The organism is Catenuloplanes niger (assembly GCF_031458255.1).
Taxonomy (GTDB): Bacteria; Actinomycetota; Actinomycetes; order Mycobacteriales; family Micromonosporaceae; genus Catenuloplanes; species Catenuloplanes niger.
Window position 1 is genome coordinate 3,014,780 of sequence record NZ_JAVDYC010000001.1, and the last position, 15,083, is coordinate 3,029,862.

The window sequence follows — 15,083 nt, forward strand, 5'->3', positions numbered from 1 at the left end:
GTCCCGCGCCGATCAATCCTGCTCAGAGCGACGGCGTGATCAGTTCGTCCGCGACCCACCGGGCCACGCCGTCCGGATAGAACGGTGGCAGGCCGAGCACGACGTGACCGAAGCCGGCCTCCCGCGCCGCCGCGATCCGGTCCCGCGTGGTGCCGGGGTCGTCGTAGGAGACCGGCAGGTGGATCGAGCGGGTGACGGTGGCCGGGTCCCGCCCGACCTCCGCGCAGAACCGGTCCAGCAGCCGGCTCCGCCGGGCCACGTCCTCGACGTCGCCGCCGCCCGCGATGTTCCACAGGTCCGCGTGCTCCGCCACCAGGCGCAGCACCGGCGACGAGCGCCCGCCGATCATGATCGGCGGATGCGGTCGCTGCACCGGCTTCGGGTTGCCGAACGCGCCGGTCAGCCGGATGTGCTCGCCCGCGAAGTCGAACGGCGCCTCCGACGTCCACAGCCGGCGGATCACGGTCAGCGCCTCGCCGAGCGCGCCCACGGACCGGTCGAAGTCGTGGTACGGCAGCCCGTGCGCGTCGTACTCCCGCCGGGCCGCCGGATGACTCGGCCGGGACCCGGCGCCGATGCCGAAGTCCAGCCGCCCGCCGGAGACCACGTCCACGGTCGTGGCGATCTTGGCGAGCATCGCCGGCGGACGGAAGCGGTTGCTGGTCACCAGCAGGCCGAGGCGCAGCCGCCGGGTCTGCGCGGCGAGCGCGGCGAGCAGCGTCCAGCCCTCGTGGATCGGCCCGTCCGGGTCGCCGGCGATCGGCATGAGGTGATCGAACAGCCAGGCATGCTCGATCTCCTCGATCGCGTCCGCCTCCCGCCAGACCCGCAGGATGTCCGCGTAGCCGACCTGCATCGGCGCCGTCATGATCCCGAAGCTCATTTGGACTCCAGCCGCCCGAGGTCGTCGCTCTCCGGCAGCGTCTCCCCGCGCAGGTACGCCGTGGTCACCCGCTGGACGAGCGCGACCCGCTCCGGGTTCTCGTCCGTGGTCTCGGTGACCGCGTACCCGGCGATCCCGCCCAGTGAGTGCTCACCGCCGTACACCGTGAGCAAGGTCTTCGGTGCCGGGCTCAGGTGGTAGACGTCGGTGAACCACTCCGGTCCGCGCGCCGACAGCATCGACTGGTCCTTGTCACCGGCCACGATCAGCGCCGGTGTGGTCATCCCAGTGAAGTCCGGGCTCATGAACGGGAAGTGCTCGGCCGCGAACGGCGTCAGGTCGTCCCCGCCGGTGCCGGTCGCCGCGAGCAGCACACCGGCCGAGATCCGCGGGTCGCGCGCCGGCACGTCCATGCCGACGACGCCGGCGCCGAGCAGCACGCCCACGGTCTGCGCGCCCCACGAGTGGCCGGCCAGCGCGATCCGGTCCCGGTCGAACCGCCCCGGGATCGCGGCCTCCAGCACGTCCAGGTTGTCGAGCACCCGCGTGACGTCGTCGATCCGGGTGCGCCAGATGTCCGGCGTGCGCGGGTCGTCCGGCGCCAGACCGAGCCGGAGCGAGTCGAGGTGGGTCGGCTGGATCACCGCGAAGCCGTTCGCGGCCCAGTGGTCGACCAGCGGCCCGTACCCGATCGCGGACTGGTGATAGCCGTGCGAGAAGACGATCACCGGCAGGTCGCCGCCGCTCGCCGGCGCCGAGATCCGCACCTGCAGGTCGTCGCCGCGCTCCGGCGCGGGCAGAACCACCGGGTGGATCGTGAGGACGGTGTTTGGCGTGGTGGTGGTCATGACGTACCTTCCAGTTCCAGACGGCCCGATAAGCGGAACCGTGTTCCGCTCCAACGTTACGGAACAGCGTTCCGTTTGCCAAGAGGAGTGACGGTGGTCACTGACCCACCCGCGCCGCGCAAACGCGCCGACGCCGAACGCAACAAGAAGGCGCTGCTGGACGCGGCCGCCGCCGCCTTCGTCGAGTCCGGCGTCGACGTGCCGGTCCGCGACGTCGCCGCGCGCGCCGGCGTGGGCGTGGGCACGATCTACCGCCACTTCCCCACGCGCGCCGACCTGATCGTCGCGGTCTACCGCCACCAGGTCGAGGCGTGCGCCGAGGCCGGTCCCGCGCTGCTGGCCGCCGGCCCGACCCCGCACGCCGCGCTGGCCGCCTGGGTCAACCTGTTCGCCGACTTCCTGGTCACCAAGCACGGCCTGGCCGAGGCGCTCCAGTCCGACAACGCCGCGTTCGCCACGCTCCACGCGTACTTCCTGGACCGCCTGCTGCCGGTCTGCGCCGACCTGCTCGACGCAGGCGTCGCGGCCGGCCAGATCATCCCCGGCATCGACCCGCTCACGTTGCTCCGCGGCATCGGCAACCTCTGCGTCGGCGCCACCGATCCGCGCTACGACGCCCGACTGATGATCACTTTGGTGATCAACGGCCTACGGCCGGAACAGAACTGATTCCTTTCCCGCTTCCGGCGTGGCGGCGTTCCCAGTGCTCCCGCGGGCACCGGTCGGCCGCGGGCGGCCTCCCTGCCGGTCCCGCCGCCGGTCACCGCACCCCGGGGTGCGCACCGGCCGGCATCGCCGTCACCCGGTGGACGTTCTCCCGGTTGATGCCGTAGTCGACCGCGGTCAGGCTCATGGTCGACCGGCTCTCCACCGTCACGCGAGTGCCCGCGCCCTCCGGACGCAGCGTGCAGGTGATCGTCTCGCCCCAGGACAACCAGTTGGCCCGGGTGCTCGCCTCGATCACGCCGCTTCCGACGTACAGCGGCTGCCGGACCCGCGGCAGGACGGCGAGCAGCCGCCCGCGCCGCTTCCGGCGGGACCACAGTGGAGTCCGCGAACCTCGGCATGGCGTCCTCTGTCGCACACCGCGTCACGGCTCGGTCAGCGGACCTCCATCTCGAAGATGCTGAAGCCCCAGATGGTCGCGACCTCGGTGCCGTAGAGGCGCACATACCGCCCGGTGGTGCCGCTCGGCGCGGTCGCCTTCACGGTGCCGCCGGCGCCCGCGGTGGTGCTGTAGATCGACTTCCAGGTGCTGCCGTCACCGGAGACCTCGATCCGGTAGGAGCGGCCGTACGCGGTCTCCCAGAACAGCGTGACGCCGCTGATCCGCCAGGTCTCGCCGAGATCCACCATGATCCACTCAGGAGCCGCGTAGGCGCTGCTCCACCGCGTGGCCATGTCCCCGTCCACCGCGCTCACCGCCCGCGTACCGTCCGCCTCCGTCGACGCGAACGCGGGCCGTCCGCGCGCGATGTTCGCCCCGGACGGATTCGCCTTCGGTCCCGTCGGCGCCGCGGCCTTCGACGACGGTGCCCGGCTCGGCGACGGCGCGGCCGCGGTGGCCGAGACCACCCGGCTCGGGCTCGCCGGCACCGACGCGGACGGCGTCGCGGACGGCGAGGGCGTCGGCGCGGCCGCCGCGACCGTCGACGGACCCGACGGATAGCCGAGCTGCCAGGACAGCGTCGCCATCGCGCTCGGCAGCGCCACCGGTTGCGCCCCGCCCTCCCGGCCCAGCAGCGGCACCACCGCCGCCGCCAGGCCCACCACCGCCACCAGGCCCAGCCCGACCAGCCACGGCACCGCCCGGCGCCGCCGCGCCCCCGGCACGATCCCGTCCCCGCCCGCACCCGGCGGACCACCCACCGCACCGCCCACCGCACCACCCGGCGCCGCCGGCCGAGTCACCGGCCCGCCCGCATCCGGCGCGTCCCGATCCGGCCCGGATGCCGCGACGGTGGTCCCGGACGACTCACCGGCGGCACGCCCGGGTGCCGACAACGCGGTATCGGGACGCCGGACGGACGCCGTCTCGAACGGAGGCCGGGACCCGCCGGGTCCGGAAAGCGGGCCCCCGGGACCCGGCGGGCGCTCCGCGAACGTGGGCCCCCATCCATCCGGCCCGGCCCCGGCAACCGGATCACCGGCGCCCGGCGGGGATTCCGCGAACGTGGGCCCGAACCCACCCGGCCCGGCCCCGCCGCCAACCGGATCATCGGCACCCGGTCGGCGCGCAGGCCCCGACCCACCCGGCCCGGCCCCGGCGGCAGCCGTCGGGCGCCCGGCGAACGTGGGCCCGGCACCGGCCGGATCCGGCGGGACCGTGGCGGCCGTGCCGGTGATCCCCGGCGGCACCGTGGCGGCCGCGCCGGTCGCCCCCGGCGGCACCGTGGCGGCCGCGCCGGTCGTCCCCGGCGGCACCGTGGCCGGCGCGCCGGTGATTCCCGGCGGCATCGTGACCGGCGAGTCCTGCGACGGTGTCGCGGAACGGGCGGCGGGACCGGGACCGGGATCGGGATCGGCGGGAGCCGGTGCACCGCGATCGGCGGCGGGACCGGTGCGCGACGGCGGCGCGGCATCGCCGGGGGCCGGTGGTTCCGTCATCGACAACCCGCGCAGCACGATCGCCCGCTGCGCGATCGGCTGCCTGGACTGCTCGAAGCCGCCGAGGCCGCGCTCACCGACACCAGCACCAGCACCGGCACCGGCACCGGGCCGCGCCGCCGGCCGTTCCGCACCCGCCGGCTCGGTCCCGTCGCCGGCGGCGGCGTCCCGCGCGTCCGGCCGGCGCTCGGGCTTCTCCATGTCGGCTCCCCCTGCGTGGCGCTGCCTGTGTTGCCCGGAGGAGGTTAACCGGATCCCGTCGATGTGTCGGTGCCACCCCGCGACCCGGGGGGACGGACCGGAATGCGGCGCCGTGGACCGGATGCACGCCGGGCCCGGTGGCATCCGAGGATGTCGCCGGGCCGGTAGGCGTGCAGCGGTCAGTGGCGCGGGATGGCGTCCGCGTGGGCGGCGAGCCACTGGTCGAACGTCTGCAGCTCGGGGTTGAGCCGGCGGACCTCGGCGATGTCGCGGACGCCGGTGAAGTAGTCGGTGGCCTCGGTGTAGTACTGGAACATGTTGCCGACCTCGTCCGCGCCGGGGAAGCCGAGCGCGCGGTACGCGTCGTGGGTGAGCGGGCGGTAGGCGACCGGTTCGCCGAGCGCACGGCTGAGGGCGGCGGCCATCTGCTCGCCGGTCAGGTGCTCGCCGGCGATGTGGACGGTCCGGCCGATGTAGGCGTCGCCGGCCTTGAGGATGCCGTAGGCGGTCTTGCCGATGTCCTCGGCGGCGATGCCGGCGAGGCGGGCGTCGCCGAGCGGCAGCGTGAACGCGAGCGTGCCGTCGGTGTCGCGGACCGGCTCCCAGCCGATCCCGGCCAGGTTGTCCCAGTAGGCGGTGGTCCGCAGCAGCGTGGCGTTGGGGAAGAGGTGGTCGACCTCGGCCTTCGCGTCGAAGTGCGGGACCTTGTAGCTGCCCTGGAGCGTGGGCATGCGCGGGTCGTCGACCGGGATCTGGTCGCGGGTGTCCTCGAGCGTGGACCAGATGACGTGCCGCAGGCCGGCGGTGCGAGCGGCGCGGGCGAGGTTCGTGGCCTCCTGCTGCTCGCGGACGGCGGACCCGTGCGTCCAGAAGTTCGTGACCAGGTACGCGCCGTAGGCACCGGTGAACGCCGCGACCAGGCTCGCCTCGTCGTCGTTGTCCGCCCGGACCACCTCGGCGCCGAGTTTGACCAGCTCCTGAGCCTTCGGTGAGGTGGTATCGCGGGTCAGCGCGCGGATCGCGAAGCCGCCGTCCGGGTCGGCCAGGATCGCGCGGACCAGGCCGCCGCCCTGGGAGCCGGTGGCGCCGACGACCGCGATGATCTTCTTCTCGTTCATGACGGTGCTCCGCATCGTGTCCGAGGGCTGCTCATCGGCCCTTCTGTTGATGCATCAACCTGATAATCCATCGGTGAATTCCGATGGAATGACGTGTCAACCTGTGACGCGTACCATGGTGGCGTGACTATCTGGCTGACCGATGACGAGCAGCGCGACTGGCGCCGGTTCGTCACGATGCAGAACCGGTTGATGGCGCAGCTGGCCGCGCACCTGCAGGCCGAGGGTGGGCTGTCGATCCCCGACTACGAGGTGCTGGTGCACCTCTCCGAGGCGCCGGACGGGCGCATGCGCTCGACCGACCTGATCGAGCGCACCTGCTGGGAGAAGAGCCGGCTCTCGCACCACCTCACCCGGATGGAGAAGCGCGGTCTCGTCGCCCGGGAGACCCGGCCGGACGACCTGCGCTACTCGGACGTGGTGATCACCGCGGACGGGCGGGCCGCGATCGAGGCGGCGGCGCCGAAGCACGTGACGCACGTACGGTCGTGGTTCATCGAGGCGCTCAGCGCCGAGGAGCTGGCCACGCTCGGCGAGCTGTCCGAGAAGGTGTCCGCGCGCCTGGACGAGGCGACACCCGCCTGCCCGGCCTGACGCCGGGACCGGGACGACGGCCGGGCCGCCGGGACGACCCGGTCGACGCCTCGGTCACGGGTGGCCGAGCAGCCGCGCGGTGAGGCCGGCGATGATCTCGCGGCGTTCCGCGTCGGTGAGCGGGTTGCCACGCGCTGCCGGGCGGGTCTGCCACGGCCGCGGGCCGTCCGGCCGCCGGTACTCGACGCCGAGCGCGTCCAGCCGGGCCAGGTGCGTGGTCAGCTGGCCGGTGAAGTCGGCGAGGTCGCGATCCGGCGCGGACCAGACCACCTCGGCCAGCGCGCACAGCCGCGGGAAGGCCATGTAGTCGACCGCCCGCGCGTCCGGCATGTGCTCGGTCCAGATGTTCGCCTGGGCGCCGATGATCCGGTCGGTCGCGGTCAGCCCGGCAGGGACCGGGTCGAACGCGTAGACGTCCTCGACGGTGAGCCGGGTGCCGACCGGGACCGGCTCGGCCGGGTCGTCGGACTGGCGGTAGTCGAGATAGACGTGCATGTCCGGGCAGGAGACCACCTCGTGGCCGGCGTTCGCGGCGAACGCGGCCGCGGCGGGACCACGCCACGCCGCGATCAGCGCGTCCTCCGGTGCGCCGCCCTCCAGGATCTCGTCCCAGCCGTACGGCCGGCGACCGCGTGCCGCCAGCACGGCCGCGAACTGCGCGACGAACCAGGCCTGCAGGTCGTCCGGTTCGATGCCGAGGTCGCGGGCCCGCGCCACCGCGGCCGGACTACGGCGCCACTCGCCGCGGTCGCACTCGTCGCCGCCGATGCCGATCACCGGCGACGGGAACAGGTCGCAGACCGTGTGCAGGACCGTGCGGCAGAAGTCCAGCGCCTCGTCCGAGACGTTGAGCGTGTGCGTGGAGATGCCCCACGCCTCCCGCACGGCGGGCGAGGAACCGTTCCCGAGCCGTGGGTACGCCGCGAGCGCGGCCTGCACGTGGCCGGGCAGATCGATCTCCGGCACCACGGTGACGTGCCGGGCCGCCGCGTACGCCACGATCTCCCGCACGTCGTCCGCGGTGTAGTAGCCGCCGTGCGGCCGGTCGTCGTACTCCTCGTGCTTCTTGGACCCGCGCATGCTGCGCGGCCGCCAGGCGCCGACCGACGTCAGCAGCGGATATCCGGGGATCTCCAGGCGCCAGCCCTGGTCGTCCGTGAGGTGCAGGTGCAGCACGTTGAGCTTGTGCAGCGCGAGCAGGTCGATCAGCCGCAGCACGCCGGCCACCGGCATGAAGTGCCGGGCCACGTCCAGCATGCAGCCGCGCCAGCGGAACCGGGGCGCGTCGGTGATCGCCACGGCCGGCACCGGCCAGGGTCCGTCGCCGACCGCGGCCCGGCGCAGCGCGGCCGGTGGCAGCAGCTGGCGCAGCGTCTGCAGGCCGTAGTGCACGCCAGCGGCGTCGCCGCCGGTCACGGTGACCAGCGAGGCGGAGACGGTCAGCCGGTACGCCTCGGCCGCCATCCGCTCGTCGAGCCGCAGCACGATCGCGCCGCTGGGCGGCGGGCCGTCCACGGCCGCGGGCGGTGCCGCCGGCGGCAGGAAACAGCCGGTCGGCGGCCCGAGCGTGGCGCGCAGCCAGGCCGCCGTCCCGGCCAGCGAGTCCGGCGCGATCAGCACCGTGTCCGGCCGCAGCGTGAACGCGCCGGCGTCGTCGAACGACGCCGCGACGGGGCGCGGGATCAATCCTTCACCGCCCCGGCCAGGCCGGACACCAGGCGGCGCTGGACGAACAGGAAGAAGATCAGCACGGGTACGGTCATCAGCACCGATGCTGCCATGATCCCGCCCCAGTCGTTCTCGTCCGGCTTGAAGAAGACCAGCAGCGCCATCGGCAGCGTCTGGTTCTCGGTCGCGCTGATGATGAACGTGCGCGCGAACAGGAAGTCGTTCCACGCGGTGATGAACGAGAACACGCTGGTGGCCGCGAGCCCCGGCGCGACCAGCGGGAACAGGATGCGCCCCAGGATCTGCCAGCGGGACGCGCCGTCCAGCTGCGCGGCCTCCTCGATCTCGTCCGGGATCGCGGCGACGAACCCGCGCAGCATCCACACCGCCAGCGGCAGCGTGAACGCGAAGTGCACCAGGATCAGCGAGAACAGCGTGTTCAGCGCGCCCAGGTCACGCACCAGGAAGAACAGCGGGATGGTCAGCGCCTCGATCGGCACCATCTGCGCGATCAGGAACAGCACCAGCAGCGTGGTGCGGAACCGGAAGCGGAACCGGGTGAGCGCGACCGCGGCCAGGAACGCCACCAGCCCGGACAGCGCGACCACGGCGAGCGCCACGATCAGGCTGTTCATGAAGTACCGGCCGAAGTCGTTGACCTGCAGCACGCGCTGGAAGCTCTCCAGCGTCGGGTGGAAGGTCCACGGCACCGGCGTAGCCGACTGGATCTCGCCGGCCGGCTTCAGCGCGGACAGCACCATCCAGTAGATCGGGAACGCCACGACCAGGGCTGTGACCACAGCGAACGCGTTGGCCAGGTAACGAGCGACGTTCTTGTCCCGGACGATTCGACGGGTCACAGCGGCTCCCCGGAACGGCGCAGCATGCGCAGGTAGACCAGCGTGACGGCGAGCAGGATCAGCATCATCACGACGCCGATCGCGGAGCCGAGGCCGTACTCGGAGGACGCGAAGGCCTGCTGGTACGCGTACACGTTGAGGGTGAGGTTCTGCCCGGCGATGCCGCCGCCGTTCGTCATCACGTAGATCTGCGTGAAGATCTTGAAGTCCCAGATGATCGACTGGATGACCACGATCGCGATGACCGGGCGCAGCATCGGCACGGTGATGCTCCAGAACGACCGCCACGGCCCGGCGCCGTCCAGCTGCGCCGCCTCCAGCACCTGCTCCGGCAGCGCCTTGATGCCGGCGTAGAGCGTGACCATCACGAACGGGAACGAGTGCCAGACCACGACGGCGCCGACCAGGGCGAACGCGGAGAAGCGCTCGTACGTCCAGTTGTGCCCCTCCCAGCCGAGCACCCGGTTGACCAGGCCCAGGTTGGTGTCGAAGAGGAACATCCAGACCGTGGAGCCGGTCATCGCGGGCGCGGCCCAGGCGGCCATCGCGGCCAGCGAGAGCGCGACCGCGGCCCACCGGCTGATCTTGGTGAGCAGCACCGCGAGCGCGGCGCCGACCGCGAGCGTGACCACCACGAGCGCGGCCGCGAAGACCACGGTCGCCCAGAGCACGGACCAGAACTTCGGCGCGGACATCAGCTCGGCGTAGTTGTCGAAGCCGATGAACTGGGTCGGCTGGCCGCCGCTGACCTGCGCCTGCCGGAAGTCCAGCACGGAGAGCAGGCCGAGCTGGTAGATCGGGTAGACGAACAGCGGCACCAGCACCGCGGCCGCGGGCAGCAGCATCCAGAGCGGCGCGAACTGCCGCTTCCGGCGGGAGCGGGCCCGGCCGGTGACGGCCGGACCCGCGTCGATCGCTGTCACTACTACTTCTCCAGCGCCGCGCTCACCGCGGCGGCGGCCTCGTCGGTCGCGGCGTCCACGGTGGCCCGCCCGGTCGCGACGTTCTGCAGCATCGTCGGGATGACGGCCTGGCTGTCGATCGCGCCCCAGCCCGGGTCGACCGGGACGAACTTGGTGCCGGCCGCGATCGTGTCCAGGTACGGCTTGAGCGAGGTGTCCCGCGCGGCCAGCTCGGTGCGGGCCGCGGTCAGCGTCGGCAGGTTGCCCATCGCCTCGTACATCTTCAGCTGGTACGCCTTGCTGCCGAGCAGCTTCAGGAAGTCCGCGGCCAGCGTCTTGCGCTGCGTGTTCTTCATGATGCCGAGGTTGTTGCCACCGGCGAACGCGGGCGCGATCGCACCGGCCGTGGTGCCGGGCAGCGGCACCACCGCGTACTTGCCCTTGGCCACGCCGGCCTCGACCGCGGCCCGGTTGAAGTTGCCCAGGATCGCCATGCCGGCCTTGCCGCCCGCGAACAGCTCGACGGTCTTGCCGCCGGTCAGGTCCGCGCACTGCTGCGGCGGGCAGTTGTCGTCCTTCAGCAGGTCGGTGTAGGCGGTGACGCCGGCCCGCGACTCCGCCGAGTTCAGCGCCGTGATGTCGCCGCCGTTGGCCCAGACGAACGGCAGCGCGCCGAACGTGTACTTACCGCCGACCGCGATGCCGAACAGCTCCGGCTTCTTCTCCCGGATGGTCCTGGCCGTGCTGGTCAGCTCCGCCATCGTGGCCGGCGGCTTCAGGCCCAGCTCGGTGAAGACGTCGGTGCGGTAGTAGAGCGCGCGCACGCCGACCCACCAGGGCAAACCGTAGAGCTTGCCGTCCACCGTGGCGCTGGCCCGCAGGTCGGCACCGAGGTCGGCGCCCTCGCTCCAGCCGTCGATGTCCGCGGTGACGTCCGCGAGGCCGCCGGCCGCGACGTACTCCGCGATGTCGGTGTTGCCGAACTCGACCACGTCCGGCGCGCTCGCCGGGTCGTTGAACGCGCCCTTGAAGCGCTCACCGCGGGTCTCGACCGCGATGTACTGCACGTCGACGGTCACGCCGGAGTGCGCGGCCTGGAACTCGTCGATCGCGGCCTTGATGACCGCTTCCTTCGGCGCGCGGTTCGGCTCGTCGAAGAGCCAGACGCGCAGCGTGCCGGTCTTCTCGTCGGCGCCGGACGACTCCGGCGTGCCGGTGGAGGGGGCGCAGCCGGTCAGCAGCGCGGCGGCGAGCGCGACGCCCGCTATCCGCTTCTTCATCGGACCTCCGTCACAGGGAAATATTTCGCGCATGGCTCGTAAATGGTTCGTTGATCGCTGGCCACTAGGGTGTGGCCGAGCTCCTCCGCACGTCAAGACCCCCCGAGGTCACAAATAAGGCCGAAGCACGCCCGAAACGCGTCCGTCATGATCAACGATCGGGAGCGCCCGCCACTTGTCGAACGCGGTGCACGGGTGCGAGATACCGAACAGCACCAGATCACCGGGTACGACGTGCGCGGCACCGGTCGACACGTAGGTGTGGTGGTCGTTCATCCTGGTCACGCGCAGGCCGGTGGCGTCGCGCGGCACACCGTCGGCGCCGCGCACCCGCTGCGGTTCCGGCAGGCCCTCGTCGTAGGGGGCGTCGCGCTTGCCCATGCCGACCAGTGCGAGACCGGGCTCCGGCGTGGAGAGCACCTGCGCCCACACGCCCAGCGCCGCGTGCAGCACCCCCTCGCCGGCCAGGCGGTTGAACGGGGTGCGCTCCCGGTAGAAGCCGTCGTCGTGGCTGACGTAGGCGCCGGACCGCAACAGCGGCACGACCGTGCGGCCCGGGATCCACCGACCCGGCAGGCGGTCCGCGACCACGTCGAACCAGGCGCTGCCGCCGGCCGAGACCACGACGTCGCCGTCGACCAGCGGCGCCACCGCGTGCGCGGCCTCGCGCAGCCGGTCGAGGAACGCGGCGACCGCGCCGGCGTCCGGCAGACCGCCCTCGTAGGCGGTGACGCCGGCCAGTCGCAGGCCGGCCCGCGCGCCGATCACCTCGGCGACCTTCAGCAGGCCGGCGAGGGTGCGCGCGCCGGTACGGCCGTTGTCGTGCCCCAGCTCGACCAGCACCGGCAACGTCCCGCCGCCCGCGACCCCATCGGCGCCGGCTACCGCGGCGCCAGCGATCTCCGCGCCCGCCACCGAGTCGACGGTGATCGTGACGTCGTGCGCGGCGGCCCAGCGCAGCGCGGTCGGGTCGAGGACCTGGTTGGCGACCAGGATCCGCGGTGCGCCCATCGCGTGCGCGGCCAGGGCCTGGTTGGCGGTGGCGACCGTGACGCCCCACGCGCCGGCGTCGAGCTGCGCCCGTACCAGTGCGGGGCTCATGTGGGTCTTGATGTGCGGCGCGAACGTGAGGCCGTGCCGCGCGCAGAACGCCGCCATCGTGGCCACGTTCGCCTCCAGCGCCTCGCGGCGGGCGAACATCAGCGGGTACGTGAACGCGTCGCCGAACAGGTCGTGACCTGCGGCGACGAAGTCCTCGTCGGATATCGGCGGCCCCGGGACGAAGAATCCCTTGGTACGCCAGTCGATGACGCTCACTGTGACACCCTTCTCGCAGGACGGGCTTGACCCGCGCGGGCCGAGGCCCCACTCTTAGTCGAGCTTTAGCGCACTATTTTCGAACCTGATCGAATATTGGACCCGATCGTAGGTGAGGAGCGGCCCCGTGGCGATGGTCATCGGACTCGTGATCCACGCGAGTCACCGGGCGCGGTTCGACGCGGCCGTGCGCACGCTGACCGGCGCCACGCTGGAGTGGATCACCTACGAGAACGAGCCGGAGATCCGTCCGCGCGTCGGTGAGCTGCTGCGCCGCAAGCACGTCGACGGCCTGCTGCTCGGCCCGATGCCGTACGCCCGGGCCCGCGAGGTCATCCCGAACAGCCTGCCGGTCGCGGTCACCCGGTCCGCCGCGCTCGACCTGGCGCTCGCCTGGGGACGCGCGCTCGCCGCCGGCATCCCGGGCACGCCGGTCAGCATCGACACGTTCGCCCAGGACACGATCGACGAGGTCGCGGAGGCGCTCGGCCTGGACCGCACCGCGATCGCCGGCCTGCCGTTCGACGAGTCGCAGACCGTCTCGGGCATCGTCGACTTCCACCGCCGGGCCGCCGCGCCGCTGGTGATCAGCGTCCGCACCGGCGTGATCGCGGCCGGTATCGAGGGCGCCACCGTGGTCACGGCGCAGCCGGAGATCGCCACCATCCGCGCGGAGCTGCACCAGCTCGCGCTGCGGGTCAAGTCGAAGCAGGCGGACGAGCTGCGGTTCGCGGCCGGCGTGTTCCTGGTCGCGCCGAACTCCCCCGACCCGGACCGCGCCCGAATAGGCCTGATGAACCTGCTGCTCAACACGCCCGAGTTCGCCGACTGCTGGATCGAGAACCGCGACCGGCGCGGCGTCGTCGTCTTCGCGCACCGCGCGCTGTTCGAGGCGGTCACCCACCGCTGGGTCGACCTGGACGTGCTCTCCAGGGCCCAGGAGACGCTGGGGGTACGGGTGGTGGCCGGCTTCGGCATCGGCGCGTCCGCCCGCACCTGCGTGGCGCTGGCCGAACGGGCCGCCGCGCGGGCCGAGCAGGAACCGGCGCCGGGCGCGTACCTGATCGAGGACTCCGGGCTGGTCATCGGCCCGATGGGCGCGGGCAGCACCGCGCTGACGTTCACCTACCGCGCGCACGACGCGGGCCTGGAGGACCTGGCCGCCGAGGTCGGGCTGAGCGCGGGCACGCTGTCCCGCCTCGCCGCGATCGAGCGCGGGCTGGCCGGGCGCCCGGTGTCGCCGGGCGAGCTGGCCGCGTCGCTGGGCATCACCGACCCGAGCGGGCGGCGGCTGATCCGCAAGCTCAGCGAGCGCGGGCTGGTCATCGACGAGGGCAGCGCGCAGGTGAGCCGCAAGGGCCGGCCGACCCGCCTCTACCGGCTGGCGATCACCGCGGCGACCACCACCGGCCCGGCCTCCGCGAACCTCGCGGGAACCGGCGCAACCGGCACGGCCGCCGCGGCCGGATCGGCGGCCGGCGCGGGGACCGGCGTGACCGGCGCGGTGCGGTCGTGAGTGGCCGGACGGCGGAGGCCGCCGGGCCGTACCCCCTGGATCTGGTCCTCACCGGCGGGCACGTGGTGGACGTCGGTGGCGATCACGTCGGCGCGTTCGACGTGGGCGTGCGGGACGGGAAGATCGCCGCGGTCGCGCCGTCGCTTCCCACCACCGGCGCGCGCGAGGTCGTCGACGCGCGCGGGAAGGTCGTCACGCCCGGCCTGGTCGACCTGCACACACACGTGCACGCGGGCGGCGGCTACTGGGGCATCGACCCGGACCCGATCGCCTGGTATTCCGGCGTGACCACCTGGGTGGACGCCGGCTCCGCGGGCGCGTTCACGCTCGGCGCGTTCCGTGCGGCGGCCGCGCGCAGCCGGGTGCGGATCGCGTCGTTCCTGAACATCTCCGCGGTCGGGCTGGCCGGCCGGACCGGCGAGGCGCGCGACCTCGCGCACTGCGACGTGGACCTGGCGATCTCGACCATCGCGGCGCACCGCGACCTGGTGCGCGGCATCAAGGTGCGGATGGACCGGGAGACGGTCGGCGGCAACGGCCTGGAGCCGCTGCGCCGCGGTCTCGCCGCCGCGTCCGCGCTCGGCGTTCCGGTCATGGTCCACATCGGTACGTCGCCGCCCGCGCTGGCCGACGTGCTCGCGCTGCTCCGGCCGGGTGACCTCGTCACGCACTGTGCGAGCGCGATAGCGGCCGGACCCACGCTCGCCCATCCGGCGCTCGCGGACGCGTACCGGCGTGGGGTGCTCTTCGATCTCGGTCATGGCTCCGGGGGTTTCGCCTTCGACGTGCTGGACGCGCAGCTGCAGGCCGGGCTCGTGCCGCACACGCTCAGCTCCGACCTGCACGCGCGCAGCCTCTACGGCCCGGTCTTCGACCTGCCGACCACGCTGACCAAGATGCTCGCGGTCGGCATGTCGCTGCCCGACGTGATCGCCCGGGCCACCATGATCCCGGCCCGGGTGCTCGGGCTGGACGCCGGCACGCTCGCGGTCGGCGCGCCCGCGGACATCGCGGTGTTCACGCTGCGCGACGGCCCGTTCGAGGTGGTCGACGCCCACCAGCAGCGCCGGTCCGCGTCGCAGCGCCTGGTCAACGAGGCCACGTACGTCGGCGGGCGGCTGCTCCCCGCGCGCCTGCCGGAACCACCGCCGTCCTGGATCCCGCTCACCCCCGCACAGCGACAGGCGCTGCACGACCGGACGCGCACGCTGCGGACGCTGCTGACCGATCCGCTGGTCGGCGCGGACGGCCTGGCCGAGCAGTTCCCCCGATTTCCCGTTGTCTAGAAA

General features: G+C 73.0%; 14 protein-coding genes. 4 read left to right on the plus strand and 10 right to left on the minus strand.

Features of this window, described 5'->3' with window-relative positions:
- Nucleotides 1–22: 22 nt before the first annotated feature.
- Both J2S44_RS12990 and J2S44_RS12995 read right to left on the minus strand, forming a co-directional pair.
- Nucleotides 23–883 carry an LLM class flavin-dependent oxidoreductase gene (locus J2S44_RS12990; RefSeq protein ID WP_310412615.1) on the minus strand — a complete coding sequence of 287 codons (861 nt, stop codon included), beginning with the start codon at nt 881–883 and terminating at the stop codon, nt 23–25.
- Nucleotides 880–1,731: an alpha/beta hydrolase family protein gene (locus J2S44_RS12995; RefSeq protein ID WP_310412618.1), complete on the minus strand. Its 852-nt coding sequence runs from the start codon at nt 1,729–1,731 to the stop codon at nt 880–882. Before J2S44_RS12995 ends, J2S44_RS12990 begins: the two co-directional genes overlap by 4 nt.
- Before the next feature lie 93 nt (nt 1,732–1,824).
- Here J2S44_RS12995 and J2S44_RS13000 point away from each other — a divergent pair, with 93 nt between their 5' ends.
- On the plus strand, nt 1,825–2,400 hold the full coding sequence (locus J2S44_RS13000) for a TetR/AcrR family transcriptional regulator (RefSeq protein WP_310412621.1): 576 nt from the start codon (nt 1,825–1,827) through the stop codon (nt 2,398–2,400).
- A gap of 91 nt (nt 2,401–2,491) precedes the next feature.
- Here the strand turns inward: J2S44_RS13000 and J2S44_RS13005 are convergent, their stop codons facing one another.
- The 3 genes from J2S44_RS13005 to J2S44_RS13015 all read right to left on the minus strand — a co-directional run bounded on the left by J2S44_RS13005 (nt 2,492) and on the right by J2S44_RS13015 (nt 5,657).
- Complete coding sequence (locus J2S44_RS13005) at nt 2,492–2,695, minus strand: hypothetical protein (RefSeq protein ID WP_310412624.1); 204 nt, start codon at nt 2,693–2,695, stop codon at nt 2,492–2,494.
- 137 nt (nt 2,696–2,832) lie between these two features.
- Nucleotides 2,833–3,612, minus strand: coding sequence for a discoidin domain-containing protein (locus tag J2S44_RS13010; RefSeq protein ID WP_310412627.1), 780 nt, complete (start codon nt 3,610–3,612; stop codon nt 2,833–2,835).
- Nucleotides 3,613–4,718: 1,106 nt separating this feature from the next.
- A complete protein-coding gene (locus J2S44_RS13015; RefSeq protein ID WP_310412630.1) occupies nt 4,719–5,657 on the minus strand; it encodes an NmrA/HSCARG family protein in 939 nt (312 codons plus the stop codon).
- A gap of 123 nt (nt 5,658–5,780) precedes the next feature.
- Here J2S44_RS13015 and J2S44_RS13020 point away from each other — a divergent pair, with 123 nt between their 5' ends.
- Nucleotides 5,781–6,251, plus strand: coding sequence for a MarR family winged helix-turn-helix transcriptional regulator (locus tag J2S44_RS13020; protein WP_310412633.1), 471 nt, complete (start codon nt 5,781–5,783; stop codon nt 6,249–6,251).
- A gap of 54 nt (nt 6,252–6,305) precedes the next feature.
- On the opposite strand, the gene J2S44_RS13025 is transcribed toward J2S44_RS13020, so the two are convergent.
- From J2S44_RS13025 to J2S44_RS13045, 5 genes are all read right to left on the minus strand, one after another.
- Nucleotides 6,306–7,937 (minus strand): beta-N-acetylhexosaminidase, encoded by a 1,632-nt coding sequence (locus J2S44_RS13025; RefSeq protein ID WP_310412636.1) that lies wholly within the window; start codon nt 7,935–7,937, stop codon nt 6,306–6,308.
- On the minus strand, nt 7,934–8,779 hold the full coding sequence (locus tag J2S44_RS13030) for a carbohydrate ABC transporter permease (protein WP_310412638.1): 846 nt from the start codon (nt 8,777–8,779) through the stop codon (nt 7,934–7,936). Before J2S44_RS13030 ends, J2S44_RS13025 begins: the two co-directional genes overlap by 4 nt.
- On the minus strand, nt 8,776–9,702 hold the full coding sequence (locus J2S44_RS13035; protein ID WP_310412641.1) for a carbohydrate ABC transporter permease: 927 nt from the start codon (nt 9,700–9,702) through the stop codon (nt 8,776–8,778). The genes J2S44_RS13030 and J2S44_RS13035 overlap by 4 nt, the downstream gene beginning before the upstream one ends.
- Nucleotides 9,703–9,704: 2 nt before the next feature.
- Nucleotides 9,705–10,961 (minus strand): extracellular solute-binding protein, encoded by a 1,257-nt coding sequence (locus J2S44_RS13040; protein ID WP_310412644.1) that lies wholly within the window; start codon nt 10,959–10,961, stop codon nt 9,705–9,707.
- Nucleotides 10,962–11,069: 108 nt separating this feature from the next.
- On the minus strand, nt 11,070–12,278 hold the full coding sequence (locus tag J2S44_RS13045; RefSeq protein ID WP_310412647.1) for an alanine racemase: 1,209 nt from the start codon (nt 12,276–12,278) through the stop codon (nt 11,070–11,072).
- Nucleotides 12,279–12,411: 133 nt separating this feature from the next.
- On the opposite strand from J2S44_RS13045, the gene J2S44_RS13050 reads away from it, so the two are divergent.
- Nucleotides 12,412–13,794 (plus strand): helix-turn-helix domain-containing protein, encoded by a 1,383-nt coding sequence (locus J2S44_RS13050; protein WP_310429636.1) that lies wholly within the window; start codon nt 12,412–12,414, stop codon nt 13,792–13,794.
- On the plus strand, nt 13,791–15,080 hold the full coding sequence (locus J2S44_RS13055; RefSeq protein WP_310412650.1) for an amidohydrolase/deacetylase family metallohydrolase: 1,290 nt from the start codon (nt 13,791–13,793) through the stop codon (nt 15,078–15,080). Before J2S44_RS13050 ends, J2S44_RS13055 begins: the two co-directional genes overlap by 4 nt.
- Nucleotides 15,081–15,083: the final 3 nt, after the last annotated feature.

Excerpts from the sequence above, each read along its gene's own strand:
- J2S44_RS12990 (WP_310412615.1), bottom strand. The coding sequence starts at position 883 with ATGAGCTTCGGGATCATGACGGCGCCGATGCAGGTCGGCTACGCGGAC.
- J2S44_RS12995 (WP_310412618.1), bottom strand. The coding sequence starts at position 1,731 with ATGACCACCACCACGCCAAACACCGTCCTCACGATCCACCCGGTGGTT.
- J2S44_RS13015 (WP_310412630.1), bottom strand. The coding sequence starts at position 5,657 with ATGAACGAGAAGAAGATCATCGCGGTCGTCGGCGCCACCGGCTCCCAG.
- J2S44_RS13040 (WP_310412644.1), bottom strand. The coding sequence starts at position 10,961 with ATGAAGAAGCGGATAGCGGGCGTCGCGCTCGCCGCCGCGCTGCTGACC.
- J2S44_RS13050 (WP_310429636.1), top strand. The coding sequence starts at position 12,412 with ATGGTCATCGGACTCGTGATCCACGCGAGTCACCGGGCGCGGTTCGAC.